At 61.4% G+C, this 24,683-nt stretch carries 22 protein-coding genes; 13 read left to right on the top strand and 9 right to left on the bottom strand.

The genetic code is table 11. The features are described 5' to 3' along the window. Positions 1-44: 44 nt before the first annotated feature. The gene (gene xthA, locus ACQRBV_RS18415; protein WP_060756719.1) at positions 45-857 is read left to right on the top strand and encodes an exodeoxyribonuclease III; all 813 of its coding nucleotides are present in this window, start codon (positions 45-47) and stop codon (positions 855-857) included. Between the two features lie 202 nt (positions 858-1,059). After that, positions 1,060-2,391, top strand: coding sequence for a phosphate ABC transporter substrate-binding/OmpA family protein (locus ACQRBV_RS18410; protein ID WP_411985654.1), 1,332 nt, complete (start codon positions 1,060-1,062; stop codon positions 2,389-2,391). A gap of 140 nt (positions 2,392-2,531) precedes the next feature. On the opposite strand, the gene ACQRBV_RS18405 is transcribed toward ACQRBV_RS18410, so the two are convergent. Further along, positions 2,532-3,761 carry an acyl-CoA dehydrogenase gene (locus ACQRBV_RS18405; RefSeq protein ID WP_090370155.1) on the bottom strand — a complete coding sequence of 410 codons (1,230 nt, stop codon included), beginning with the start codon at positions 3,759-3,761 and terminating at the stop codon, positions 2,532-2,534. Between the two features lie 166 nt (positions 3,762-3,927). Here ACQRBV_RS18405 and ACQRBV_RS18400 point away from each other — a divergent pair, with 166 nt between their 5' ends. The 3 genes from ACQRBV_RS18400 to ACQRBV_RS18390 all read left to right on the top strand — a co-directional run bounded on the left by ACQRBV_RS18400 (position 3,928) and on the right by ACQRBV_RS18390 (position 6,239). Continuing rightward, a complete protein-coding gene (locus ACQRBV_RS18400) occupies positions 3,928-4,863 on the top strand; it encodes a LysR family transcriptional regulator (RefSeq protein WP_090370153.1) in 936 nt (311 codons plus the stop codon). 67 nt (positions 4,864-4,930) lie between these two features. Next, positions 4,931-5,323, top strand: a complete 393-nt coding sequence (locus tag ACQRBV_RS18395) for a MerR family transcriptional regulator (RefSeq protein ID WP_411985653.1) — start codon at positions 4,931-4,933, stop codon at positions 5,321-5,323. 16 nt (positions 5,324-5,339) lie between these two features. Continuing rightward, entirely contained in the window at positions 5,340-6,239 is a 900-nt protein-coding gene (locus ACQRBV_RS18390; RefSeq protein ID WP_205343622.1) for a hydroxymethylglutaryl-CoA lyase, read from the top strand. A gap of 544 nt (positions 6,240-6,783) precedes the next feature. Here the strand turns inward: ACQRBV_RS18390 and ACQRBV_RS18385 are convergent. Then, a complete protein-coding gene (locus ACQRBV_RS18385) occupies positions 6,784-8,421 on the bottom strand; it encodes an AMP-binding protein (RefSeq protein WP_411985652.1) in 1,638 nt (545 codons plus the stop codon). Between the two features lie 151 nt (positions 8,422-8,572). On the opposite strand from ACQRBV_RS18385, the gene ACQRBV_RS18380 reads away from it, so the two are divergent. The 4 genes from ACQRBV_RS18380 to ACQRBV_RS18365 are packed head-to-tail and all read left to right on the top strand — an operon-like array spanning position 8,573 to position 14,099. Continuing rightward, on the top strand, positions 8,573-9,736 hold the full coding sequence (locus tag ACQRBV_RS18380) for an isovaleryl-CoA dehydrogenase (RefSeq protein ID WP_104994175.1): 1,164 nt from the start codon (positions 8,573-8,575) through the stop codon (positions 9,734-9,736). 11 nt (positions 9,737-9,747) lie between these two features. Next, a complete protein-coding gene (locus ACQRBV_RS18375; RefSeq protein WP_411985651.1) occupies positions 9,748-11,355 on the top strand; it encodes a carboxyl transferase domain-containing protein in 1,608 nt (535 codons plus the stop codon). Between the two features lie 15 nt (positions 11,356-11,370). Beyond that, positions 11,371-12,177: a gamma-carboxygeranoyl-CoA hydratase gene (locus ACQRBV_RS18370; RefSeq protein ID WP_411985650.1), complete on the top strand. Its 807-nt coding sequence runs from the start codon at positions 11,371-11,373 to the stop codon at positions 12,175-12,177. After that, on the top strand, positions 12,174-14,099 hold the full coding sequence (locus ACQRBV_RS18365; protein ID WP_411985649.1) for an acetyl/propionyl/methylcrotonyl-CoA carboxylase subunit alpha: 1,926 nt from the start codon (positions 12,174-12,176) through the stop codon (positions 14,097-14,099). The genes ACQRBV_RS18370 and ACQRBV_RS18365 overlap by 4 nt, the downstream gene beginning before the upstream one ends. Here ACQRBV_RS18365 and ACQRBV_RS18360 read toward each other — a convergent pair. Then, on the bottom strand, positions 14,096-14,734 hold the full coding sequence (locus ACQRBV_RS18360; RefSeq protein WP_244699593.1) for a LexA family protein: 639 nt from the start codon (positions 14,732-14,734) through the stop codon (positions 14,096-14,098). The genes ACQRBV_RS18365 and ACQRBV_RS18360 overlap by 4 nt on opposite strands. Positions 14,735-14,865: 131 nt before the next feature. Between ACQRBV_RS18360 and ACQRBV_RS18355 the strand changes: the two genes are divergently transcribed. Beyond that, positions 14,866-15,216 (top strand): DUF6124 family protein, encoded by a 351-nt coding sequence (locus ACQRBV_RS18355; RefSeq protein ID WP_411985648.1) that lies wholly within the window; start codon positions 14,866-14,868, stop codon positions 15,214-15,216. A 465-nt stretch (positions 15,217-15,681) separates the two neighbouring features. Beyond that, a complete protein-coding gene (locus ACQRBV_RS18350) occupies positions 15,682-16,833 on the top strand; it encodes a M14 family metallopeptidase (protein WP_205343618.1) in 1,152 nt (383 codons plus the stop codon). 17 nt (positions 16,834-16,850) lie between these two features. On the opposite strand, the gene ACQRBV_RS18345 is transcribed toward ACQRBV_RS18350, so the two are convergent. The 5 genes from ACQRBV_RS18345 to ACQRBV_RS18325 all read right to left on the bottom strand — a co-directional run bounded on the left by ACQRBV_RS18345 (position 16,851) and on the right by ACQRBV_RS18325 (position 22,266). Continuing rightward, positions 16,851-17,390, bottom strand: coding sequence for a cytochrome b (locus ACQRBV_RS18345; protein ID WP_060756733.1), 540 nt, complete (start codon positions 17,388-17,390; stop codon positions 16,851-16,853). Then, a complete protein-coding gene (locus tag ACQRBV_RS18340; protein WP_244385526.1) occupies positions 17,387-18,469 on the bottom strand; it encodes a catalase family peroxidase in 1,083 nt (360 codons plus the stop codon). Before ACQRBV_RS18340 ends, ACQRBV_RS18345 begins: the two co-directional genes overlap by 4 nt. Before the next feature lie 109 nt (positions 18,470-18,578). Further along, a complete protein-coding gene (locus ACQRBV_RS18335; protein ID WP_090370131.1) occupies positions 18,579-19,343 on the bottom strand; it encodes an enoyl-CoA hydratase-related protein in 765 nt (254 codons plus the stop codon). Between the two features lie 42 nt (positions 19,344-19,385). Further along, the gene (locus ACQRBV_RS18330; protein ID WP_411985647.1) at positions 19,386-20,684 is read right to left on the bottom strand and encodes a hypothetical protein; all 1,299 of its coding nucleotides are present in this window, start codon (positions 20,682-20,684) and stop codon (positions 19,386-19,388) included. After that, the gene (locus tag ACQRBV_RS18325) at positions 20,677-22,266 is read right to left on the bottom strand and encodes an amino acid adenylation domain-containing protein (protein WP_411985646.1); all 1,590 of its coding nucleotides are present in this window, start codon (positions 22,264-22,266) and stop codon (positions 20,677-20,679) included. The genes ACQRBV_RS18330 and ACQRBV_RS18325 overlap by 8 nt, the downstream gene beginning before the upstream one ends. 199 nt (positions 22,267-22,465) lie before the next feature. Between ACQRBV_RS18325 and ACQRBV_RS18320 the strand changes: the two genes are divergently transcribed. Both ACQRBV_RS18320 and ACQRBV_RS18315 read left to right on the top strand, forming a co-directional pair. After that, on the top strand, positions 22,466-22,972 hold the full coding sequence (locus ACQRBV_RS18320) for a sigma-70 family RNA polymerase sigma factor (protein ID WP_161549189.1): 507 nt from the start codon (positions 22,466-22,468) through the stop codon (positions 22,970-22,972). Beyond that, entirely contained in the window at positions 22,969-23,706 is a 738-nt protein-coding gene (locus tag ACQRBV_RS18315) for an anti-sigma factor family protein (protein ID WP_411985645.1), read from the top strand. Before ACQRBV_RS18320 ends, ACQRBV_RS18315 begins: the two co-directional genes overlap by 4 nt. Here the strand turns inward: ACQRBV_RS18315 and ACQRBV_RS18310 are convergent. Beyond that, positions 23,703-24,683, bottom strand: coding sequence for a Csu type fimbrial protein (locus ACQRBV_RS18310; protein WP_411985644.1), 981 nt, complete (start codon positions 24,681-24,683; stop codon positions 23,703-23,705). The genes ACQRBV_RS18315 and ACQRBV_RS18310 overlap by 4 nt on opposite strands.

Raw genomic sequence — 24,683 nt, 5'->3', positions numbered from 1 at the left:
CTTGTCGGCTAGCATCGCCGTTTTGCCAGACTGGACTGCCGACCATGAAAATCGTCTCTTTCAATATCAACGGGCTGCGCGCTCGCCCTCATCAGCTGGCAGCGTTGATCGAGAAACACCAACCCGACGTGATCGGCCTGCAGGAAACCAAAGTCCACGATGACCAATTCCCCTTGGCCGAAGTACAGGCTTTGGGCTATCACGTGTATTACCACGGGCAAAAAGGCCATTACGGCGTGGCGCTGCTTTCGCGCAAAGAAGCCCTGAGCGTGCACAAAGGCTTTGCCACGGATGAAGAGGACGCCCAGCGCCGTTTTATCTGGGGCACCTTCGCGGATGAAAACGGCCACCCGATCACCGTGATGAACGGCTACTTCCCCCAGGGCGAAAGCCGAGACCACCCGACCAAGTTCCCGGCCAAGCAGCGCTTCTATGCAGACCTGCAGCACCTGCTGGAAAGCCAGTTCAACAATGAGCAGGCTCTGGTGGTGATGGGCGACGTGAACATTTCCCCGGAAGACTGCGATATCGGCATCGGCGCCGACAACGCCAAGCGCTGGCTGAAAACCGGCAAGTGCAGTTTCCTGCCGGAAGAGCGCGAATGGATGGCGCGCCTGAAAAATTGGGGCCTGGTGGACAGCTTCCGGCACTTGAACCCGACGGTAGCCGACCGCTTCAGCTGGTTCGATTACCGCAGCCGCGGCTTTGAAGACGAGCCCAAGCGTGGCTTGCGCATTGATGTGATCCTGGCGTCCAACGGCTTGCTGGCACGGGTCAAGGATGCCGGTGTGGATTACGAGTTGCGCGGTTTGGAAAAGCCGTCGGACCATGCACCGATCTGGCTTGAGTTGAGCTGATTCCCGGCTGAACCTGGTTGTTTAAGTGTGGGAGGGGGCTTGCTCCCGATAGCGAAGGGTCAGTCGGCAGATGTATCAACTGATCCACCGCCTTCGGGAGCAAGCCCCCTCCCACATTTTGTCCCCCGGTGTGGCAGTCATATTGATGTCATCTGCCTGACTTATTCTCCCGGCACTCCCTTTGGCTTAAGAAGGTGCCGGCATGAGGCTGCGCGTTCTGTTCCTGCTGACCCTGTTCCCGCTCGTTGCTGTGGCCGCTGCCCTCCCCGTTCCCGACCAAGGCCCTGCGTTACGCATCCAGGGCTCCAACACGATTGGCGCGGCACTGGGGCCAGCGCTGGTCAAAGGGTTGATGGAGCATCAGGGGTTGCAGGGAATACACGGCGAACCCACCCCAGGCAGCAATGAACAGCGCTGGGTGGGCAAGACGCGCCAGGGCAAAACGGTAACCATCGAGGTCGCGGCCCACGGCTCCAGCACCGGGTTTACCGCACTGAACATGGCCAACGCCGACCTGGCGGCGTCTTCGCGCCCCATCAAGGACAGCGAGCTGGTAGACCTCGAGCCCCTGGGTGACCTGAAAAGCCCTGAAGCCGAACAAGTGATTGCCATCGATGGCCTGGCGATCATCCTCAACCCGCGCAACCCGCTCACCACCTTGAACACCGAGCAGTTGGCGCAGATTTTCAACGGTGAGGTCAGTACCTGGGAGGCACTGGGCGGGATCGGGGGCGGCATTCATTTGTATGCGCGGGATGATCAGTCCGGCACCTATGACACGTTCAAGGAGCTGGTATTGAGCCGGCGTGGCAAGCCCCTGGCCACCAGTGCCAAGCGTTTCGAGTCCAGCGAGGCCTTGTCCGATGCGGTGAGCCACGATCCCCAAGGCATTGGCTTTATCGGCCTGCCCTATGTGCGCCAGGCCAAGGCCGTGGCGATTGTCGACGGCGACTCCCAACCCATGCTGCCGCTGGCCAGCCTGATTGCGACCGAGGACTACCCGTTGTCACGCCGGTTGTTCTTTTACCTGCCGCCGTCCAACCACAACCCTTGGGCCAAAGCCCTGGTGGACTTTACCCAGAGCGGCAAAGGCCAGGCGATCGTGGCGGCCAGTGGCTTTATTGCCCAGCACGTGCAGGCGATCAGTGTGGAGCCACGCCCATCGATGCCCGAGGACTATCAAGCCATCGCCCGCGACGCCCAGCGCTTGAGCGTGAACTTCCGCTTCGAGGAAGGCAGCGCCAGCCTGGACAACAAGGCGCGGCAGGATTTGCAGCGGGTGGTGGCGTACCTGAAAGGCCACGGCAAGCTCGACAAGCAGGTCACGTTGGTGGGGTTTGGCGATGTGAAGAATGATCCGCAGCGGGCGGCGTTGCTGTCCAAGCTGCGGGCGATGGCGGTACGCCGGGAACTGGTCAAGAGCGGCGTGGTGCTGCGTGATATCCGTGGGTTTGGTGCGCAGATGCCGGTGGCGGCGAATACGGCGGATGAGGGGCGGATCAAGAATCGGCGGGTGGAGGTTTGGGTGTACTGAGATCTGTGGGGGTTGTGTTGTTGATACTGGCCCCATCGGGAGCAAGCCCCCTCCCACACTAGACTGTATTCGCAAATTTCTATTTGTGAATACAGTCTAGTGTGGGAGGGGGCTTGCTCCCGATGGCAGGCGACGCGGTCCTACTGCCCGCTACGCATCAGTTCCCGCGGCACATACTTGCCGATCTCGAACTTGCCGATCGCCGCGCGGTGCACTTCGTCCGGGCCGTCGGCCAGGCGCAGGGTGCGTTGCATGGCGTACATGTAGGCCAACGGGAAGTCGTTTGACACACCCGCGCCGCCATGAATCTGGATCGCCCGATCGATGACCTTCAACGCCACGTTCGGCGCCACCACCTTGATCTGGGCAATTTCGCTTTTCGCCACTTTATTGCCGACAGTGTCCATCATGTACGCCGCTTTCAAGGTCAGGAGGCGCGCCATGTCGATTTCCATGCGCGAGTCGGCGATCTTGTCGATATTGCCGCCCAGACGAGCCAATGGCTTGCCGAATGCGGTACGGCTGACGGAGCGCTTGCACATCAGTTCCAGTGCGCGCTCAGCCATGCCGATCGAGCGCATGCAATGGTGGATACGGCCCGGGCCAAGGCGCCCCTGGGCAATCTCGAAGCCCCGGCCTTCGCCGAGCAGCACGTTTTCGTAGGGCACCCGCACATTCTCGAACAGCACTTCGGCGTGACCGTGGGGGGCATCGTCGTAGCCGAATACCGGCAGCGGGCGCAGGATTTTCACCCCGGGCGTATCCACCGGCACCAGGATCATCGAGTGCTGCTGGTGACGCGGCGCGTCCGGGTTGCTCAGGCCCATGAAGATCAGGATCTTGCAGCGCGGGTCACATGCGCCGGAGGTCCACCATTTTTTACCGTTGATCACCCATTCGTCGCCCTGGCGCTCGGCGCGGGCAGCCATGTTGGTGGCGTCTGAGGACGCCACGTCCGGTTCGGTCATGGCAAAGGCAGAGCGGATTTCGCCGCGCAGCAACGGTTCGAGCCAGCGCTGCTTCTGTTCTTCATTGGCATAACGCACCAGCACTTCCATGTTGCCGGTGTCGGGAGCCGAACAATTGAAGGGCTCCGGGCCGAGCAAGGAGCGTCCCATGATTTCGGCCAGCGGCGCATATTCAAGGTTGGTCAGGCCGGCGCCCAGTTCGGATTCCGGCAGGAACAGGTTCCACAAGCCCTCGGCTTTAGCCTTGGCCTTCAACTCCTCCATGATGGCAGTGGGCTGCCAGCGATCGCCTTCGCTGACCTGGCGTTCAAACACCGGCTCGGCCGGGTAGACATACGCATCCATAAAGGCGGTGACGCGCTCACGCAGTTCCTGAACCTTGGGCGAATAGGCAAAATCCATGGGCAGCTCCCTTCTTTGAGAGGTTGTTTAGGGCATGGAATTGATGCTAGAACAGCGCTGATAATTTACCTAGCCTATTCTCGGCGTGTATTAACATTCATCACCGATATATGATCAACGCATGAGCACCTGACAAATCGCCATCTAACAATAAGAGCGCAACGCAATGAATCTGAGCAAGGTCGACCTCAACCTGTTTATCGTTTTTGATGCGATCTATACCGAAGCCAACCTGACCCGCGCCGGGCAGATTGTCGGCATCACCCAGCCGGCGGTATCCAACGCACTGGCGCGTCTGCGCGAAACCTTCAACGACCCGCTGTTCGTGCGTACCGCCCAGGGCATGGTGCCCACGCCCATGGCGCAGAACATCATCGGCCCGGTGCGCAATGCCTTGTCGTTGCTGCGGGTGTCGGTACAGGAAAGCCGGATTTTCAACCCCCAGCAGGCGGCCAAGACCTACCGCATCAGCATGACCGACCTCACCGAAGCGGTGATCCTGCCCCTGCTGTTCCAGCGTCTGCGCCGCCTGGCGCCCACGGTAGCGATCGAGAGTTTCCTGTCCAAACGCCGCGAGACCACCAAAGAGCTGGCGGCCGGGCGCCTGGACTTTGCCGTGGATGCGCCGCTGAACACCGACCCACAGGTGCGCCACGTCAAGTTGATGGAAGACCGCTACGTGTGTGCGATGCGCAAAGGCCATCCACTGGCGGGCAAAGACAAGTTCACCCTGGATGACTACCTGGCACTGACCCATATTCACATCTCCAGCCGCCGCAACGGCCTGGGCCATGTCGACCTGGCGCTGGGCAAGATGGGCATCCAGCGCAAGATCGCCCTGCGCTCGCAGCATTACCTGATGGCCTCGCAGGTGTTGCAGCAGACCGACATGGTGATGACCGTGCCCGAACGCTTCGCCCGCCGCCACGAACTGCACTGGTTCAACCTGCCGGTCAACGACGTGCCGCCCGTGGAAACCCACTTGTACTGGCATGAGAGCACCGACCAGGACCCGGCCAACCGCTGGATGCGTGAGCAAATGATCGAGTTGTGCCAACAAGTCATGGCGCAGGAAAAGAAGTTCGACAGCAAACCGGCTTGACCTTGACCTTGACGTTTACGTAAAGCTGACACTAGCCTAGCGCCCAAGCCATCCCTTGAGCGCCACCATGAGTACGACCTACAGCATCTCCGACCTCGCCCGCGAACTCGACATCACCACCCGCGCCATTCGCTTCTACGAAGAACAAGGCCTGCTGGCCCCGGAACGCCGGGGCCAGGAGCGCATCTACTCGGCGCGGGACAAGGTCAGCCTCAAGCTGATCCTGCGCGGCAAGCGCATCGGTTTCTCCCTGGCCGAGTGCCGCGAGTTGATCGAACTCTACGACCCCACCAGCGGCAACCACGTGCAACTCAACAGCATGCTGGCCAAGATCTCCGAACGGCGTGCGCAGCTTGAGCAACAGTTGCTGGATATCGAACAAATGAAGCTGGAACTGGACACCGCCGAAGAGCGCTGCACCCAGGCCCTGGCGCACACCATGAGCCAAGCCGGCCATTGATCAGAAGGTAACTGCCATGTCCCTCCCCTCGTATGTCCGCCTGGTCGAAGTCGGCCCACGCGACGGTCTGCAGAACGAAGCCCAGCCCATCAGCGTGGCCGACAAGGTCCAATTGGTGGACGCACTCAGCGCGGCGGGCTTGAGCTATATCGAAGTCGGCAGTTTTGTTTCACCCAAATGGGTGCCGCAGATGGCCGGGTCGGCCGAGGTGTTTGCACAGATCCAGCGCAAACCTGGGGTGACCTACGGTGCCCTGGCGCCGAACCTGCGCGGTTTTGAAGATGCGCTGGCTGCGGGGGTGAAGGAAGTCGCGGTCTTTGCAGCGGCATCGCAGGCGTTTTCACAACGCAATATCAACTGCTCCATCAGCGAAAGCCTGGAGCGCTTCGCGCCGATCATGGCCGCCGCTCAGCAGCATGGCATCAGCGTACGCGGCTATGTGTCCTGTGTGCTGGGCTGCCCCTATGAGGGTGAAGTTGCACCAGAACAAGTGGCGGCTGTCGCGCGGGAGTTGTACGCCATGGGCTGTTATGAAGTGTCCCTGGGCGACACCATCGGCACCGGCACCGCAGGCGCCACGCGGCGCTTGTTCGAGGTGGTGGGCGCCCAAGTGCCGCGGGACAAGCTGGCGGGGCACTTTCACGACACCTATGGCCAGGCGATCGCCAATATCTACGCCAGCCTGCTGGAAGGGATCAGTGTGTTCGACAGCTCTATCGCGGGCCTCGGCGGCTGTCCTTATGCCAAGGGCGCCAGCGGTAACGTCGCCAGCGAAGATGTGCTGTACCTGCTCAACGGCTTGGGTATCGAGACCGGTATCGACCTGGACGCCTTGATACGTGCGGGCCAACAGATCAGCGCGGTGCTGGGCCGCCCCACGGGCTCGCGGGTGGCCAAGGCGCGTAACGCCGTTTGAGTAGCGTGGTCGTGACAATGTGTTACCGCCTCGCTACTTAACGAGTAACACGGGAACATATTTTGTCTTATTTGCCGTAGGCCGCTGCCTACTAAAAAATCAAACCATTGATTTTAAAGGGTTTTAAAAAGTTGGCACGGCTTCTGCTATCTCTATGGCATAACAAGAATAAAAAGCGCCAAACCTAATAAAAATAAGACGAAACGACTCTGACATAACAAAAACAACACGGCAGAGACGCAGCTAACAGATTTTTTTGGAGAAGATGTGCTTCGCAGGGTACGGCATGCCGAAACCCGCAACCGGATAGAGAACAATAAAACTACCATCAGGTAGCTACCCACTGGTTGGATCGCACGCGAAGAAGCAGATCAGCGCTCAAAAAAATACGTTTGCTCTTGACCCCGCATGGGGGTCGCCAAAAAACAGCGGTAAAGGGTAACGGCTGCCAAAAACAACAATAGGCCGCCCCTCAATAATAAAAAAAGAGCACGCAACGACAAATTAAAGGGGACCTTCGGGTCCCCTTTGTGCTTTCCGGGGTTTACCCCCGCCCTTCTCCCAGCTCTTCGATGGAAATCTCGCGCATGCGGAATTTCTGCACCTTGCCCGTCACCGTCATCGGAAACTCATCCACGAACTTGAAATACCGGGGCGTCTTGAAGTGGGCGATACGGCCCTTGCACCAGGTTTGCAGTTCCAGCTCATTGGCGGCGTGGCCGGGATGGAACTTGATCCAGGCGACGATCTCTTCACCGTAGCGTGCGTCCGGGATGCCGATGACCTGCACATCCGCCACCGCCGGATGGGTGAAGAAAAACTCCTCCAGCTCACGCGGGTACACGTTCTCGCCACCTCGGATGATCATGTCCTTGTTGCGTCCGGCAATGCTTACGTAGCCTTGCTCATCCATGGTCGCAAGGTCGCCGGTGTGCATCCAGCCGGCATCGTCGATGGCCTCGCGGGTGGCTTGCGGGTGGTTCCAGTAGCCGAGCATCACGCTGTAGCCACGGGTGCACAACTCGCCGATCTCGCCCCGCGCCACAATGTTACCGGCAGTGTCGATGATCTTGTTTTCCAACTGCGGCTGGGTGCGGCCAACGGTGGTGACACGGCGCTCGAGGTCGTCATCCGGCCCCGTCTGCAGCGACACCGGGCTGGTTTCGGTCATGCCATAGGCAATCTGCACCTCGCTCATGTGCAGCTCGCTGATCACTCGGCGCATCACCTCAATAGGGCACGTGGCGCCGGCCATGATGCCGGTGCGCAAGGTCGACAGGTCGAACTCGCGTCGGCGTGGGTGATCCAGCATCGCGATAAACATGGTCGGCACACCGTACAGGCCGGTCGCGCGCTCTTCGGCGACGGCGGTGAGGGTCAGCAGCGGATCAAAGCCGTCATTCGGATAAATCATGGTGGTGCCGTGGGTGATACAGCCCAGGTTGCCCATGACCATGCCAAAGCAGTGATACAGCGGCACCGGGATCACCAGGCGATCCTGCGCCGTCAGGCCCAGGCTTTCGCCGACCATGTAACCGTTATTGAGGATGTTGTGGTGACTGAGGGTGGCGCCCTTGGGGAAGCCGGTAGTGCCGGAGGTGTACTGGAGGTTGACGGCTTGGTCGAAGTGCAGGCTGGCTTGACGGGTATGCAATTGCTCGGGCGGCACACCTGCACCGAGCGCCGCCAGCTGCGACCAGGGCAGGAAACCCGCAGGCGGGGCCGGGTCGAGACTGATGATGCCGCGCAGGTCGGGCTTCAACTCCAGCAGCATGGCGTGGTAATCGGAAGTCTTGAACGACCCGGCGCACACCAGCCACTGGCAGCCGGACTGCTTGAGCACGTACTCCAGCTCGCTGCTGCGATACGCCGGGTTGATGTTGACGAGGATCACGCCGATCTTGGCGCTGGCGATCTGGCTGATACACCACTGGGCACAGTTGGGCGCCCAAATACCCAGGCGATCGCCGGTTTGCATGCCCAGGGCCAGGAACGCACGGGCGTGCAGGTCCACCGCCTCGCAGAGTTGCCGCCAGGTGTAGCGACATTGCTGGTGACGCACCACCAGCGCCTCGCCATCCGGGTACTGCGCGACGGTGCGATCGAATGCCTGGCCAATGGTCATGGCCAGCAAGGTCTTGTCCTGGGAGCCACGGCTGTAGCTCTGATGCGGTTGATCCATAACGACCCCTGTTGTCTTTTTTGTAGGTTGACGTAAACGTAAACTACGATTGACAGCGTCGCAAGGCAAGCTTACGTTAACGTAAAGGTTAGCGACCTCCCCTGCCGCTCAACCCACACAACAACAAAGCTCACATTTAAGGTGCCTGTCCATGAGTTACCCGTCCCTTAACTTCGCCCTCGGCGAAACCATCGACATGCTGCGCGATCAAGTGCAGTCCTTCGTGGCCAAGGAGCTGGCACCGCGCGCGGCACAGATCGACAGCGACAACCTGTTCCCCGCCGATATGTGGCGCAAGTTCGGGGACATGGGCCTGCTGGGCATCACCGTCGCGGAAGAATATGGCGGCGCCGGCCTGGGTTACCTGGCCCACGTGGTGGCAATTGAAGAGATCAGCCGCGCTTCGGCTTCGGTCGGCTTGTCCTACGGCGCCCACTCCAATCTCTGCGTCAACCAGATCAACCGCAACGGCAGCCACGCGCAGAAACTCAAGTACCTGCCCCAGCTGATCAGCGGCGAACATATCGGCGCACTGGCCATGAGTGAGCCGAATGCCGGCTCCGATGTGGTCTCGATGAAGCTGCGCGCCGACAAACGCGGCGATCACTACGTGCTTAACGGCAGCAAGACCTGGATCACCAACGGCCCGGACGCCCACACCTATGTGATCTACGCCAAGACCGACCTGGAAAAAGGCGCCCATGGCATCACCGCATTTATTGTCGAGCGCGACTGGAAAGGCTTCAGCCGCAGCAACAAGTTCGACAAGCTGGGCATGCGCGGCTCCAACACCTGCGAGCTGTTCTTCGATGACGTCGAGGTGCCCGAAGAAAATATCCTCGGTACGCTCAATGGCGGTGTCAAAGTGCTGATGAGCGGCCTGGACTACGAACGCGTGGTCCTGGCGGGCGGCCCGATTGGCATCATGCAAGCCTGCATGGACCTGATCGTGCCGTATATCCACGACCGCAAGCAGTTCGGCCAGAGCATCGGTGAGTTCCAGCTGATCCAGGGCAAGGTCGCCGACATGTACACCCAACTCAACGCCTGCCGCGCTTACCTGTACGCGGTCGCCCAGGCCTGCGAGCGCGGCGAAACCACGCGCAAGGACGCTGCCGGGGTGATCCTGTTCAGTTCCGAACGCGCCACGCAGATGGCCCTCGATGCCATCCAGATTCTCGGCGGCAATGGCTACATCAATGAGTTCCCTGCCGGACGCCTGTTGCGTGACGCCAAGCTGTATGAAATCGGCGCCGGCACCAGCGAAATTCGCCGGATGCTGATCGGTCGCGAACTCTTCAACGAAACCCGCTGAGGGAGCACGCCATGGCCACCTTGCACACCCAGCTCAACCCGCGCTCGGCGGAGTTCGCCGCCAACAGCAGGGCGATGCGCGAACAAGTCGACGCCCTCCACGCCTTGCTTGCTCAAGTACAGCAAGGCGGCGGCGCCAAGGCCCAGGAGCGGCACACCTCACGCGGCAAACTGCTGCCGCGTGAGCGCATCAACCGCCTGCTGGATCCCGGCTCGCCGTTTCTGGAACTCAGCCAGTTGGCCGCTCACCAGGTCTACGCTGAAGACGTGCCGGCCGCCGGGGTGATTGCCGGGATCGGCCGCGTGGAAGGCGTCGAATGCATGATCGTCGCCAACGACGCCACGGTGAAAGGCGGCTCCTACTACCCGCTCACCGTCAAAAAACACCTGCGCGCCCAGACCATCGCCGAGCAGAACCGCCTGCCGTGCATCTACCTGGTGGACTCCGGTGGCGCCAACTTGCCGCGTCAGGATGAAGTGTTCCCTGACCGCGAGCACTTTGGGCGGATCTTCTTCAACCAGGCGAACATGAGCGCCCAGGGCATCCCGCAGATCGCCGTGGTCATGGGCTCATGCACCGCAGGCGGTGCCTATGTGCCCGCCATGGCGGACGAAGCAATCATGGTGCGTCAGCAAGCCACCATCTTCCTCGCCGGCCCGCCGCTGGTGAAAGCCGCTACCGGCGAAGTGGTCAGCGCCGAAGACCTTGGCGGCGCGGACGTGCACTGCAAAATCTCCGGCGTGGCCGACCACTATGCCGACAGCGATGAACACGCCCTGGCCCTGGCCCGCCGCAGTGTGGCCAACCTCAACTGGCGCAAGCAGGGTGAGTTGCGGCAACGGCCGCCCGAGGCGCCGCTGTACAGCGGCGAAGAACTCTATGGCGTGATCCCGGCCGATGCCAAGCAACCGTTCGATGTCCGCGAGGTGATCGCACGGCTGGTCGACGGCTCGGTGTTCGATGAATTCAAGGCACTGTTCGGCACCACACTGGTGTGCGGTTTTGCGCACCTGCAGGGCTACCCGGTTGCGATCCTGGCCAATAACGGCATCTTGTTCGCCGAAGCCGCGCAAAAAGGCGCGCACTTTATCGAACTGGCCTGCCAGCGCGGGATTCCACTGGTATTCCTGCAGAACATCACCGGGTTCATGGTCGGCCAGAAGTATGAGGCCGGCGGTATCGCCAAACACGGCGCCAAGCTGGTCACGGCAGTGGCCTGTGCCAAGGTGCCGAAGTTCACGGTCATCATCGGCGGCAGTTTTGGTGCGGGTAACTACGGTATGTGCGGCCGAGCCTACGACCCACGCTTCCTGTGGATGTGGCCGAACGCACGCATTGGCGTGATGGGTGCCGAACAGGCGGCCGGCGTACTGGTGCAGGTCAAGCGCGAACAAGCCGAACGTGCGGGCACAGGGTTCAGTGCCGAGGAAGAGGCGGCGATCAAGCAGCCGATCCTCGACCAGTACGAGACTCAGGGCCACCCCTACTACTCCAGCGCACGCCTGTGGGACGACGGTGTCATCGACCCGTTGCAGACCCGCGACGTGCTGGCCCTGGCCTTGTCCGCCGCGCTGAACGCCCCCATCGAGCCGAGCCGCTTCGGCGTGTTCCGCATGTAAATGGAGCTGTACCCCATGAGCGATTTCAACACCCTCGAACTGGTCACCGACACGCGTGGTTTCGCCAGCCTGTGGCTCAGTCGTGAGACCAAGAACAACGCGTTCAATGCCGAGATGATCCGTGAATTGATCATCGCCCTCGACCAGGTACAGGCCGACCCGTCCCTGCGCTTTCTGGTGCTGCGCGCGCGCGGCAAACACTTCAGCGCCGGTGCCGACCTGGCTTGGATGCAACAATCGGCCGAGCTGGACTACCACACCAACCTGGACGACGCTCGCGAGCTGGCCGAGTTGATGTACAACCTGGCCAAGCTGAAGATCCCGACCCTGGCGGTGGTGCAAGGCGCGGCTTATGGCGGCGCCCTGGGCCTGATCAGTTGCTGCGATATGGCGATTGGCGCCGATGATGCGCAGTTCTGCTTGTCGGAAGTGCGCATCGGCCTGGCCCCGGCCGTGATCAGCCCGTTTGTGGTGCAAGCCATCGGCGAACGCGCGGCGCGCCGCTATGCCTTGACGGCCGAGCGCTTTGGCGGCCAGCGCGCACGGGAAATCGGCCTGTTGGCGGAAAGCTACCCCGCCGGTGAGCTGGACCTGCAGGTCGAACAGTGGGTCGCCAACCTGCTGCAAAACAGCCCGGCCGCGATGCGCGCCAGCAAGGATTTGCTGCGCGAAGTCGGCAACGGCGCGCTCACCCCGGCCCTGCGCCGCTATTGCGAAAATGCCATTGCGCGGATTCGTGTCAGCGCCGAAGGCCAGGAAGGCTTGCGCGCCTTCCTGCAAAAACGCCCGCCCAGCTGGCAAGCGCAGGAGCCACGTTCATGAGCAAGCTGACCACCGTACTGGTCGCCAACCGTGGCGAAATTGCCTGTCGCGTGATGCGCACGGCCAAAGCCATGGGCCTGACCACCGTGGCCGTACACAGCGCCACCGATCGCGATGCACGCCACAGTCGCGAGGCAGACATTCGCGTTGACCTGGGTGGCAGCAAAGCGACCGACAGCTACCTGCAAATCGACAAACTGATCGCCGCCGCCCAGGCCAGCGGCGCCCAGGCGATTCATCCCGGCTACGGCTTCCTCTCGGAAAACGCCGGCTTTGCGCGTGCGATTGAAGCGGCCGGTTTGATCTTCCTCGGCCCGCCCGCCTCGGCCATCGACGCCATGGGCAGCAAGTCGGCGGCCAAGGCACTGATGGAAACCGCGGGCGTGCCGCTGGTGCCGGGTTATCACGGCGAGGCCCAGGACCTGGAGACCTTCCGCAGCGCCTGCGAAAGTATCGGCTACCCGGTGCTGCTCAAGGCCACGGCCGGTGGCGGCGGCAAGGGCATGAAGGTGGTCGAGGACGTCAGCCAACTGGCCGAAGCCTTGGCTTCCGCCCAGCGCGAAGCGCTATCGTCCTTCGGCAATGGGCAGATGCTGGTGGAGAAGTACCTGCTCAAGCCACGCCATGTGGAAATCCAGGTGTTTGCCGATCAGCAGGGCCACTGCCTGTACCTCAATGAGCGCGACTGCTCGATTCAGCGTCGTCATCAAAAAGTCGTGGAGGAAGCGCCCGCCCCCGGCTTGAGCGTGGAACAACGCAAAGCCATGGGTGAAGCCGCCGTGCGTGCGGCCCAGGCCATCGGTTATGTGGGCGCGGGCACCGTGGAGTTCTTGCTGGACGCGCGCGGCGAGTTTTTCTTCATGGAGATGAACACACGGCTGCAGGTGGAACATCCGGTCACCGAGGCGATTACCGGCCTGGACCTGGTGGCCTGGCAGATCCGTGTCGCCCAGGGCGAACCACTGCCGATCACCCAGGAGCAGGTGCCGTTGATCGGCCATGCGATTGAAGTGCGCCTGTATGCCGAAGACCCGGCCAATGATTTCCTGCCGGCCACCGGGCATCTGGCGCTGTATCGCGAGTCGGTGCCGGGCACCGGCCGCCGCGTGGACAGCGGCGTTGCCCAGGGGGACAGTGTCTCGCCATTCTACGACCCGATGCTGGGCAAGCTGATTGCCTGGGGCGAAGACCGCGAACAGGCACGGTTGCGGTTATTGAGCATGCTCGATGAATTCGCCGTCGGCGGGCTCAAGACCAACCTGGGTTTTCTGCGGCGGATCATCGGGCATCCGGCGTTTGCGGCGGCAGAGTTGGATACCGGGTTTATTCCGCGCTATCAGGATGAGCTGTTGCCGCCGCCCGGCGCATTGAGCGATGAGTTCTGGCAGATGGCAGGCTCGGCCTTCATGCAGAGCCTGCCGACCGCCGATGGCCCCTGGGCGGACACACGCGGGTTCCGCGCCGGGCTGCCGGCCGAGGTCTCCCTGCATTTGAGCTGCGGCGGGCAAGACCGGCAGGTGACGCTGGCGGACAGCACATCGCAGTGGCGCGATGAGCAGTTGCTGACCGAACAGCACGGCGTGCGTCGCAGCCATCTGGCGGTGCGCCAGGGGGCGCTGCTGTATCTGCGCTGGGGCGGTGAGATGCATGCGGTAAGCCTGTTTGACCCGATTGCGGCGGTCGAGGCCAACCAGTCGCATCAAGGCGGCCTCACGGCGCCCATGAACGGCAGTATCGTGCGGGTGCTGGTGGACGTCGGGCAAAGTGTGGAAGCCGGGGCGCAGTTGGTGGTGCTGGAGGCGATGAAGATGGAACACAGCATCCGTGCCCCCCAGGCCGGGGTGGTCAAGGCGCTGTTTTGCCAGGAAGGTGAAATGGTTGCCGAAGGCAGTGCCTTGGTGGAGCTGGAAACGGCGGACTAAAACTTCGCGGTGGCTTGCACCACGACGCCGAGGATTCGGCAATCGTCGCTGAATACCTGCTTGGGGTAAGTGGGATTGAGCGGTACCAGGTAGAGCTGGCCGCTCTCTTCCTGCAACTGGCGAAAGGTCGCCTGGGCGCTGTCGGCCCATTGGGCAAGCACCAGCTTGCCAGGTGCGGCGTCGATGGCCGGGTCCACCAGGATCAGCATGCCGGCGCCGATGCTCAGACCGCTGGGCGCCGTCATGGCGTCCCCCATCACGGGTAGCCAGAATGCCTCGCCCTGGGCGTGGTAATCGGTCGGTTCAAAGCGCGCAGTTGCGTAGGTGCCGCGCTCTTCGCGCATTTCACAGAGCCCTTTCCAGTCGCTGACCGGGTAGCGGAAATACGGGTTGTAGCGTTGCTCGTGGGCCTCTGCCCCCTCATCGATTCGTTCACGAACCTCAAGCGCGACTTCCAGGTACCCCAGGCCGAGCTCCTTCAGCACCCGGTTCATGTCCGCCAGGCTGGGCACGCGGCGTTTATTCAGCCAATGGCCAACGCCCCCCTGGGACATGCCCAGGCGCTCGGCCAATTGATCCTGCGTGACCTTGCGGTCTCTCATGTGGGTTCTGACCAGCGCTATCCATTTATCCATGGCGCCTGACAATACGTTGCGTATTTTCCAGGGCAATAAACAGTTTGTAGTAATCCATAAAACGACATAAATACGATACGTACTATCATCGAACATAAGGTTTTCGACACCCACTCAGAGTAGCGCCCCTTATGATGACCAGCCCGTCTTTACTCGCTCAAACACCTGAATACGATGAACTGCACGGCATGCGCAGCAGCGGCGCGGCCCAGCGCGCGTTGGACTTCTACTTGAAAGAAGATATGTCTGCATCGATGCCGGAAGAGGCTTTGTTCGCCATCCACCCGGGCATCAGCCAGGAGGAAGCCCTGATCCACGCTTCAGACCTGTTGCGCAGCGCGGCAGCCACGGCCTACGAATCGGCGAGCAACCATCAGGGCAACCAACGGGACCTGGCATTTTCAGTGGTGTATTTGATTGATATGGCCAAAGCGATGGTGGAACGGTCGCTGCAGGCATCGGTGCCGCAGTCAAAGGCATGACGGGCACGCGGGAAAAATATTTCTATCCGACGGATAAAAACATTTGACTTGCAAATGATAATGATTATTATTGGACTCAGCTGATCGCGAGATCAGTCGATAGACCAAGGGACCTTAGGTCGGACTCTTGGAATATCTCCTCATCAGGCTAATCACGGTTTTTGACCCGGCTCTTTGGCCGGGTCTTTTTTTTGCCAGTTTCCCTGGCATGGCTTCAGGCTAATGAAGACTGTGTGTTGCTCGATGGCGCGCATGGTAGCAAAAGAGCATCAACCAAAGAAAGTCGCATGAACGCTCTAGCCCGTATCTTTGAGAAATAGCGCTTGAGAATCAATCTCATAGATTCTAAGCTGCCAGAGCGTCAAGGATGACGCCCCCTCCCCCTGCAACAATTTTGCATCCAGATTTTTCCTCGCGCCTGTGTAAGATATCCGCCACAACAACTCATAATCAGGCAGCCAGACTATGACCGTGGCCTTGACCTCCATCAAGATCAGCACCGACTTCGACAGCGGCAATATCCAGGTCCTGGATGCCAGCGACGCTTATCAGTTGCTGCTGGCGATCAAACCCGATACCCGCAGCCCGCACTTCCAATGGTTCCACTTCAAGGCTGAAGGCATGCACGTGGGGCACACCCACACCTTCCGCCTGAGCAATGCGGGCCGCTCCTCTTATAAACATGCCTGGAGCGGCTATAACGCCGTGGCTTCGTACGACCATATCAACTGGTTTCGCGTGCCCACGCGCTTTGATGGCGAAATCCTGCACATCAGCCTCCAGACTCGCGAGAAACAAGTGTGGTTCGCCTACTTCGAACCCTACAGCCGTGAACGCCATGACTGGCTGATCGACCAGGCCCTGAATCGCGCCGGCACTGAATTGCTCGCTACCGGCAAAAGTGTCGAAGGCCGCGATATCCAGCTGCTGCGCCGTGGCAAGGGTGGCGAAGGCCGACGCAAAGTCTGGATCATCGCGCAGCAACACCCCGGCGAGCACATGGCCGAATGGTTTATGGAAGGCATCATCGAACGCCTGCAACAGGACGGTGATACCGAGCTGAAAAAACTGCTGTCCGTCGCCGACCTGTACCTGATACCGAACATGAACCCCGATGGCGCCTTCCATGGGCATCTACGCACCAATGCCATGGGTCAGGACCTCAACCGTGCCTGGCAGAGCGCCAATCAGGAAACCAGCCCCGAAGTGCTGTTCGCCCAGCAGCAGATGGAAAAGTATGGCGTCGACCTGTTCCTCGATATCCACGGCGACGAGGAAATCCCTTACGTCTTCACCGCCGGCTGCGAAGGCAACCCCGGCTACACCCCGCGTATCGAGAAACTGGAAAAACACTTCCGCAGCCACTTGAGTGGGTTGACCCGCGACTTCCAGACCACCCACGGCTACACCCGCGACCTGCCGGGCGAGGCCAACATGACGCTGGCCTGCAATGCCGTCGGCGAGAAGTACGACTGCCTGTCGCTGACCCTGGAGATGCCCTTCAAGGACAACGACGACGCGCCCAACCCGAAAACCGGTTGGTCAGGCGAGCGCTCCAAGCAATTGGGCAAGGACGTCTTGAGCACCGTGGCCGATATCGTCACGGCGCTGCGCTAACCTCCCCGCCCCCGGCATCAGCCCTTGGTGCCGGTCATGCTTTGCAATACACCATCGCGCCGGATCAGGCCGTGGAACAACGCTGCGGCCAGGTGCAGCAGCACCGTCAGGAACAACAGGTAAGCGAGATAACCATGGGCCTTGCGCAACAGCGCAAACAATGGCGCGTTCGCCCCTACCAGTGCCGGCAGTTGTACCGAACTGCTGAGCATCACCGGATCGCCGGCCGCCGAAATCATTGCCCAGCCCAACAAGGGCAACACCAGCATCAATGCGTACAGCACCAGGTGGGACGCCTTGGCCGCCAAGACTTGCCACAGCGGCAAATCGGCGGGCAGCGGTGGTTGCCGGGTCGAGAAACGCACCACCAGGCGCACGATCACCAGCGCCAGAATCGCGATACCCAGCGGCTTGTGCAGGTGAATCAGCCACTCGTGACGTTCCGACACGGATGCCACCATGCCCGCGCCGATAAACAACATGGCGATGATCATCAGCGCCATCAACCAATGCAGCAGACGCGCCAGCGGTGCGAAAAACCTGGGTTGAGCATTCATGGCTTCGACTCCTGTGGGGCGCTGTGCAGTGGGCTGACTTCACCCGCGCGGCGCAGGTAGGAACTGGCGTAAGCGGCCGAACGGGCTGCCAGCAATGGGTCGTTGGAGGCTTCGATGCCGCTGGGCAGAATCAGCGGGTCGAAGTTGATATCGCGGCAATCACCGTCCGCCTGGGGCTGGCTGCTTTGCAGCACCAGGGTGCCGGCGTTGAGCACCTTGTGCTCACCGGTCCAGGGCTTGCTGGCGTCGTCCACCGGGTCGCCGGGGTTGGCCAGGGTCATGTTCAATTGCCAACGCAGCGGCCCGGCCGCCAACCGCTGCACCAAGTCTGTTTCCAGGAAATCGCTGCCCGGCGGCGCGCTGTCACCACTTGCGTCCTGGCTCTGCGGCACCACGCCCCAGCGTACGGCCTGGCGCTTGCCATCAGTGCCTACCAGGTAAAACGCATTGATGCCGTTATAGGTTTGCGTGGCATAGCTGGCCGACGGCTTGGCGGTCTTGACCCACGCCAGGAACGGCGCCGTCTCCGGGTGTGCGGCGAAAAACGCGGGCATGCTCGCAGGATTCGGCTTGCCGGTGGCCGGGTCCGGCGCGCCGGCCTTGAGCAACTGGTAAAACGCCTCGGGCGTGCCCACCGGGAACACCGGCATGCTGTTCATGCCCGTGCGCCATTGCTGGCCGTTGGCCTGGCTGAACTGCAAGGCCAGACTGCGGATCGGCACGCTGCTGTCCGGCGCATAAGGGTTACCGCTGGGCAGGGCAAACCGGCCAATCACCGGGGTTTTCGCTGCGCTGAATACCTCGGCACTGGAGTAGGCACGCACCTCAGGGCTGCTTTCAAAATAACCAGCTACACACACGCCCTTGGCATGATTGCGCCGGAAGCCCGGGTGCTGGCCGTTATTGGTTTCCAAGGCATTGACCAAGGTCTTGGGGCGCAGGCGCTGGGGGTCGAGGGTGCCATTGACGTAGGCAAACGCCCCAGCCATAACCGCCACCACACCACCAATACACGCCAGCCTGACGACCAGACTGGCTGTACTGAGGGGCGGCCGTGGCGGTGATGAATGATCTACCATGAAAAGCTCCAGGGCACGTGGCCGTAGGGGAAATGAGCTATGAGACGAATCCCATGTAGGTTTATTCCCCTTTTACTGTAGTTATTTTCAAAGTAGATGCGCCGCCCTTCTACCTCTGGTTAAAGGAAGCCGCGCGCTTGCCCAAGAACGCCTGCATGCCCTCCTGCTGGTCCGGCGTGGCGAACAGGCCGTGGAACAATCGGCGCTCCAGACGCACGCCCTCGTGCAATCCCACCTCAAGGGATTGCTCCACAGCCTCTCGCGCCGCCCGGGTGGCCGTGCGAGAGAATCCAGCGATTTGTGCCGCCACCGCCAACGCCTGCTCCAACAAAGCCGCCGACGGATAAACACGCGACACCAACCCGGCCTGCTCGGCCTCCTGGGCCGTCATCGGCCGGCCGGTCAATATCAGGTCCATGGTCTTGGCCTTGCCGATCAACCCTGTCAAACGCTGGGTGGCGCCCATGCCAGGCATCACGCCGAGCTTGATTTCAGGCTGAGCAAACGTGGCGGTGTCGGCGGCAAAAATCATGTCGCACATCAACGCCAGTTCACATCCGCCACCAAAAGCGTATCCGGCGACTGCGGCGATGGTGGGCGTACGCAGCCGGGTGAACGCTTCCCAGCCGACGAAATAGTCTTCGTTGAGCATCTCCAGATAGGACTTGCCACTCATCTCCTTAATGTCGGCACCCGCGGCAAAATAGTCCGTGCCGCCGGTGATCACAAAACAGCCCACCTCAGGATCTCGGTCAAGGGTTTCCAGACAAGAAACCAGTTCGGTCATCAGCGCCGAACTCAGCGCATTTTTGACTTCAGGGCGATTGAGCCTGACCAGAATCACTCGGCCATGACGTTCGACCAATACATTCATAAGCACCTCCACTGATTGATAATCTTCAACGACCCCACGCTCTCAGGAATCCCAGATCGCGCCATAAGCGGGTATCCCTTGGGTTTCCAACGCCTGCACCACACGCTGCGTCAGGTTCTGGTTGGCGATGCAGATGACCGCTTCGATGCCATAAGCCTGGACAGCGCCATAGGCCAGTTGCACAAGGTCAGGTTTACCGCGCTCATCGGTATCCCAGATCAGCGCCTGGGGTTGTGCCCGGAGAATTTCATCCACCAATGCGTCACCGTAAGTTTTGCGCGGGCTGCGGGCCGACCAGATCAACCGTATCGGCACGTTGCCTGCCAGCAGGTGCGGCATGACCGGACCGATGCCACTGCCGGTGGCGATGTAGAGCACCGACTTGAACAGCGTCTCCACATTCGCGACCCCGGCGGTGGTAATGCCCTTGACCCAGACCTGGGCAGGCGGTTGCTCAATGAACCGCCCCGTCCAGTCCCCAGCCCGTGAAATGATCAGGCGAAACCCCGCCTGATCCGGCGCAGGGATATTGGCGAAGGAATGCCATTCCAGCAGTGGGTTCAGGCTGATCGCCGTGGATGAGCCGGCAAACGGTGTGGTGTGGGTCAATTGTGCAATTGCCGCATGCCGGGAAGGCCGCAGCGTTTCGATCGGCACCCGGCGCAAGCGCAGCCACGGCAGGGCGATACTCAAGGTCAGTAACACCAGCACCCAAAATGCACCGCTGGACAGTGGGTTCCCCCCATCTTCGACGGATGCCGTCAGTGTCAGCCCCCAAAACAGCAGCAGCACCCCCCATCCGGCAAACCGGTGAACACGCTCGAAAGCGTTGTGAAAATGCCCACGCATCCAAGGCAGCGCCATGATCAGCATCAACAACAGCAATGCCATCAACACCGCACCCAGCCACATTGCGCTTGACGAAGCATCACCAGGCTCGCGCAAGTACAGAGCTACCTGCATACCGAACATGGCGCAGAACCAGGCTGTCGCCGCCACTGCCCCGCCACTGTGCAGCCCGCCGAAGTGATACACCTTTGCCACCCGGCGCCGAATGCCCAACGGCCATCCCAGCGGCACGCGGGTGGCCAGCCAGAACAGCCCATTGATCAGGTATTGCTGGCGCACCAAGGTCGCCAGCGAAAGGTTGATCAACACCATCGTCGACAGTGCCTGCGTCCCCATGGCCTGCACCCCCGCGCCCAGCCACAGCACCCCTGCATTGCAGGCGATGACCAGTGCAAAGAGACGGTTGTAATAGGAAAACACCGACCACGCGCGCAGGCGCCGCCAGAACCTCGGCTGGGGAGGAATCTGGGCTCGGGCCAGTGCATCAAACATGACCGGCCTCCTTCACGTCCTGCCTTTGCTGCGCCCATTGCAGCAACAGCGCTTTGTCGACCTTGCCTCTGGCCGTCAGGGGCAATTGTTCCAGCGCATAGATCGCCGACGGCACGCAGTAGTAGGCCAAGCGTTGTTCGCTCTGATGCCGGCAAGATTCAATATCGGCGCTGGCCGGTGAAACGAAGGCGATCAGGTTTCGCTCGTCCAGTTTCAGCGTGACGGCGCGTACGCATCCCTCCCCGGCTTCCAGTGCAGCCGACACCGCATCCAGCTCCACACGAAAACCGCGCACCTTGACTTGATCGTCCACACGCCCCAGGTGCTCAAGTTGCCCGTCACGCGTCCAGCGCCCCAGGTCCCGCGTGCGAAACATCCTCGCATCGCCGCCCAGGAACGGGTCCGGCCGGTAACGCTGCGCAGTCAGTTGAGCATCGTCCAGGTAGCCGGCTGTCACACCTTTGCCACCGGCCCACATTTCACCGGTTTGCCCTGGTTCACAGGCACGCCCTTGTGCATCGAGGACATACACCGTGTTGTTGGGCGTCGGTGTGCCGATGGTCAGCAATGTGCCGGGGACATGCCGGTGCAAGGTATTGACGATGGTGGTTTCAGTCGGCCCGCAGCCGTTATAGAAATCGCAGTGGCTGGCCCAGCGGTCAGCCAGGGTCTGGGGGCAAGGTTCGCCGGCCACGGCGACCTGCTTGATCCTGGGGCAACGTTGCGGATCGAGCGTGGCCAGGATCGAAGGTGTCGCGATCAACACATCACACTGTGCTGCCGTTTGCGCAATGTCCTTGCCACGGATCAGCAGGGTCGCACCGTGGGCCAGGCAGCCAAGCATTTCCCAGGCGGCCATGTCAAAACCGATATTGAGGATCTGCCCCACGGTGCGGCCAGGCGCCATCCCCATCCGCCCCGGTTCCGTGAGCAGGATATTGCATAGGTTGCGATGGGTGACGCGCACACCGTTGGGGCGCCCGGTAGTGCCGGACGTGAACAGCACAAAACACAGATCGTCCGGGTAGGTAACGGCAAATAGACGATGATTGTCCTGGGCAACCCAGGGTTCTTCGGCGAGAAAGTCATCGAGACACACGCAGCGCTGCGTCGGTGTTTCAGGGATACGTCCCCTCAGGTTCGACAGGGTCAATATGACCGGACTGGTCAATGTGTCGAGGACCATTGCCAGTTGCACGGGCGGCACGATCCTGGCGTCCTGGGGGACATACGCCGCGCCGATCTTCATCACCGCCAGCAACCCCACCAACATAGGGATCGACCGCTCGACGAACAGCGCCACCGTATCGCCGCGCTTGACCCCCTGCTCGATCAATCGCACCGCCAGGCGGTTAGCCTGGCGGTTGAGTTGTTCATAACTGATGGGCTGGCCCAAACCGACCGCAGCTATGGCCTGAGGAGCCCGTGCCGCTTGAGCTTCGATGGCGTGGTGCACACAGCTATCGTCGAGCGGAACCAACGGCCCCCGGCCCCACTCTTCAAGCATGTACTGCTGCGCGGCGGGTAAATGAGCGAATGCTTCTGGTGAAAAATACGCTTTATCGGTTGGTGACAACGTCATGGACACACCCTCATCGTTTCACCGCCAACCACGTGCTGGCAGTTACAAGGGTGGAGAGACGGCAACTCCCGCGATTACAGCCTCTCAAGCTATGCAGAAACGTCTGACTCAACACAGAGTGAATTTCTTTTCTCGGCTGATGGAATAACCTACAAGGGCCTGCGTCTTCCTCAGTACAACCGACCAGACTTCCACTGCCATGCATGAACTCGACGAACAGTTACGTGAACTCATCCCCAGGTTGCGGCGTTTTGCCGTGTCCCTGACGCGTAACACCAGCAGCGCCGACGATCTGGTGCAGTCGACCCTGGAACGGGCAATCACCCGCTGGGCCGATAGACGCAGCGAAGGTGACCTGCGCGCCTGGCTGTTCTCGATTCTCTACCGGCAGTTCCTCGACGCTCACCGGCGCAGCCGTCGGTATGCGCGCATGCTCGAATTCTTCACCGGCCGTGACGACGCGCACCCTTCGGCAGAGCGCACGGTCATGGCCCAGTCGACCCTGCAAGCCTTCGACCAGCTCAACACCGAACAACGCGCCCTGCTGCTCTGGGTCAGTGTCGAGGGCTTGAGCTATAAGGAAGTCGCCGACATCCTCGACGTACCGCTCGGCACGGTGATGTCGCGTCTGTCCCGGGCACGCCAAGCCTTGCGCCAACTCAGCGACGGCGACATCGCCAGCCCTTCCCTGCGGATACTCAAATGATCAGCCTGCCCCCCAGCGAACGCGATTTGCATGCCTATGTTGACCACCAGTTGTCGGAGAGCGACCGCCGTGTGCTCGAAACCTGGCTGGCCGCCCACCCCGACGCCGCGGCTCAAGTGCACGCATGGCAACGCGACGCGCAGTTGCTGCGCGCGTCCTTGAGCGGCACCTTGCAACAACCGGCCAACCCCGAGCTGGACCCGGCACTGATTCGCCGGCGCCTCAAGCATCAGACGCGCCGCCACGTCGCCAGCGCCGCCGTCCTGTTGATCGCCGTCAGCCTCGGCGGGCTGGGCGGCTGGCATGCCCGCGAAGCCACTCAAGCGCCGACGTTACCAATGGCCGATGCGATGCAAGCATTCCGCTTGTTCGCCCAGGACGGCATCATGCCGGCCGACTACCAGACCCAGGACGGCGGCGCCATGCAGGCGTGGCTGGACCGTTACTTCAACCGCGCCCATCGCCTGCCCGACCTCAGCCCATCGGGCTTCAAACCGGTCAGCGGGCGCCTGCTCACGACCGATCAAGGCGCGGCCGCCATGGTGCTGTACGAGGACGCACAAGGTCACCGCCTCAGCTTCTACATCCGGCCACCCGGCCCGAACAACGGGTTCCTGCCCCGTGGCAGCCGCAGTGCCGACGGTTTAGAGGCGCAGTATTGGTCCGGCGGCGGGTACAACTACGCCATGGTCAGGCCTGCGGACCAGCCGGGCACGCCGCTGCTGAAGTTCTAGAACCCTACATCCAGCACCACGTTGTCGAGGTAGGTGCCACCCGGTGGCGTGGTCTGGTCGGTGTAGATCCGGGCGTTGTAGTTGAACACCTGGCTGCCGGTGCCAAGGCCGTTGCCGGGGTTGATTTCCGCCGAGGCACTGGCGCGCCGCGACGCGCCCACGCTGCCCCAACGGGTGGTGCCGGCGCCCTGAAAAATGTCGTAGGCCAAGAGATTACTGCCGGAAATCATCTGCCGTCGTCCGCCCACACTCACCGGGTTCTGCCCGTCGCCGAGGCCGACGGTGTAGGCGCTGCCCTTGGTGCAGGCAACACTGGCCTGGCCGTTGACGGTGGTGAAAGCGCTGACCACCGGCGCACTGCCGAACGCGATCGCCGGCGTGGTGATCTGACAATCATTGGCAACGGTCATGCTGACGTTCAGCGTGCTGGTGCCACTGCCGATATCGCGCCCTGCGCAGATACCGCCGATGCCAATGCCCGCGCAATAATTCCAGCTCCATAAAATACTCAGTGTCTCGCTGTACACGCCTGCCGCCACGTTACTGCCAACGGTGGTGGCAAAGTAGAGTGGCAAGGTTTTGGTGCCGGGGCCGAACACCAGCCCCAAGTTCGCGGCAATGCCGCCACTGCCGCCGAAATCAAATGCGCTGCCCCGCGTTATCGGGAACGAGGTGGTGTTGTTGCCGTACACCGTGTAGCTGATGACATCACCCGTCGGCCCGAGCATGCCACCTTGCGCCGAACCGGTAATGGTCGCGTAGAAGTGATCACCGGACGTCAGTACCGACAGCAACGCCGGTGTGCAGTTGATGCCACCGTTGGTGGTCGAACTGGGCTGGGACGTGGTACGTACCGTCATCGAGCTGACCGCCGTGCCGAAGCTGGCCGGCACGGTGGCCACCGCCGAACAGGCAGCTTGCACCGGAATCGATACGACCAAGCTCGACACCCCCCACAGCCATTCCTTGACCCGCAC

Source organism: Pseudomonas sp. R11F, assembly GCF_050312575.1.
Lineage (GTDB): Bacteria > Pseudomonadota > Gammaproteobacteria > Pseudomonadales > Pseudomonadaceae > Aquipseudomonas > Aquipseudomonas palleroniana.
Note: the sequence above shows the minus strand (reverse complement) of the source record. Positions and strands in the feature narration are given on the sequence as shown.

Bases quoted from the DNA above. Each gene is read 5' to 3' on its own strand.
- xthA (WP_060756719.1), top strand. From the start codon at position 45: ATGAAAATCGTCTCTTTCAATATCAACGGGCTGCGCGCTCGCCCTCAT.
- ACQRBV_RS18410 (WP_411985654.1), top strand. From the start codon at position 1,060: ATGAGGCTGCGCGTTCTGTTCCTGCTGACCCTGTTCCCGCTCGTTGCT.
- ACQRBV_RS18405 (WP_090370155.1), bottom strand. From the start codon at position 3,761: ATGGATTTTGCCTATTCGCCCAAGGTTCAGGAACTGCGTGAGCGCGTC.
- ACQRBV_RS18400 (WP_090370153.1), top strand. From the start codon at position 3,928: ATGAATCTGAGCAAGGTCGACCTCAACCTGTTTATCGTTTTTGATGCG.
- ACQRBV_RS18395 (WP_411985653.1), top strand. From the start codon at position 4,931: ATGAGTACGACCTACAGCATCTCCGACCTCGCCCGCGAACTCGACATC.
- ACQRBV_RS18390 (WP_205343622.1), top strand. From the start codon at position 5,340: ATGTCCCTCCCCTCGTATGTCCGCCTGGTCGAAGTCGGCCCACGCGAC.
- ACQRBV_RS18385 (WP_411985652.1), bottom strand. From the start codon at position 8,421: ATGGATCAACCGCATCAGAGCTACAGCCGTGGCTCCCAGGACAAGACC.
- ACQRBV_RS18380 (WP_104994175.1), top strand. From the start codon at position 8,573: ATGAGTTACCCGTCCCTTAACTTCGCCCTCGGCGAAACCATCGACATG.
- ACQRBV_RS18375 (WP_411985651.1), top strand. From the start codon at position 9,748: ATGGCCACCTTGCACACCCAGCTCAACCCGCGCTCGGCGGAGTTCGCC.
- ACQRBV_RS18370 (WP_411985650.1), top strand. From the start codon at position 11,371: ATGAGCGATTTCAACACCCTCGAACTGGTCACCGACACGCGTGGTTTC.
- ACQRBV_RS18365 (WP_411985649.1), top strand. From the start codon at position 12,174: ATGAGCAAGCTGACCACCGTACTGGTCGCCAACCGTGGCGAAATTGCC.
- ACQRBV_RS18360 (WP_244699593.1), bottom strand. From the start codon at position 14,734: ATGGATAAATGGATAGCGCTGGTCAGAACCCACATGAGAGACCGCAAG.
- ACQRBV_RS18355 (WP_411985648.1), top strand. From the start codon at position 14,866: ATGATGACCAGCCCGTCTTTACTCGCTCAAACACCTGAATACGATGAA.
- ACQRBV_RS18350 (WP_205343618.1), top strand. From the start codon at position 15,682: ATGACCGTGGCCTTGACCTCCATCAAGATCAGCACCGACTTCGACAGC.
- ACQRBV_RS18345 (WP_060756733.1), bottom strand. From the start codon at position 17,390: ATGAATGCTCAACCCAGGTTTTTCGCACCGCTGGCGCGTCTGCTGCAT.
- ACQRBV_RS18340 (WP_244385526.1), bottom strand. From the start codon at position 18,469: ATGGTAGATCATTCATCACCGCCACGGCCGCCCCTCAGTACAGCCAGT.
- ACQRBV_RS18335 (WP_090370131.1), bottom strand. From the start codon at position 19,343: ATGAATGTATTGGTCGAACGTCATGGCCGAGTGATTCTGGTCAGGCTC.
- ACQRBV_RS18330 (WP_411985647.1), bottom strand. From the start codon at position 20,684: ATGTTTGATGCACTGGCCCGAGCCCAGATTCCTCCCCAGCCGAGGTTC.
- ACQRBV_RS18325 (WP_411985646.1), bottom strand. From the start codon at position 22,266: ATGACGTTGTCACCAACCGATAAAGCGTATTTTTCACCAGAAGCATTC.
- ACQRBV_RS18320 (WP_161549189.1), top strand. From the start codon at position 22,466: ATGCATGAACTCGACGAACAGTTACGTGAACTCATCCCCAGGTTGCGG.
- ACQRBV_RS18315 (WP_411985645.1), top strand. From the start codon at position 22,969: ATGATCAGCCTGCCCCCCAGCGAACGCGATTTGCATGCCTATGTTGAC.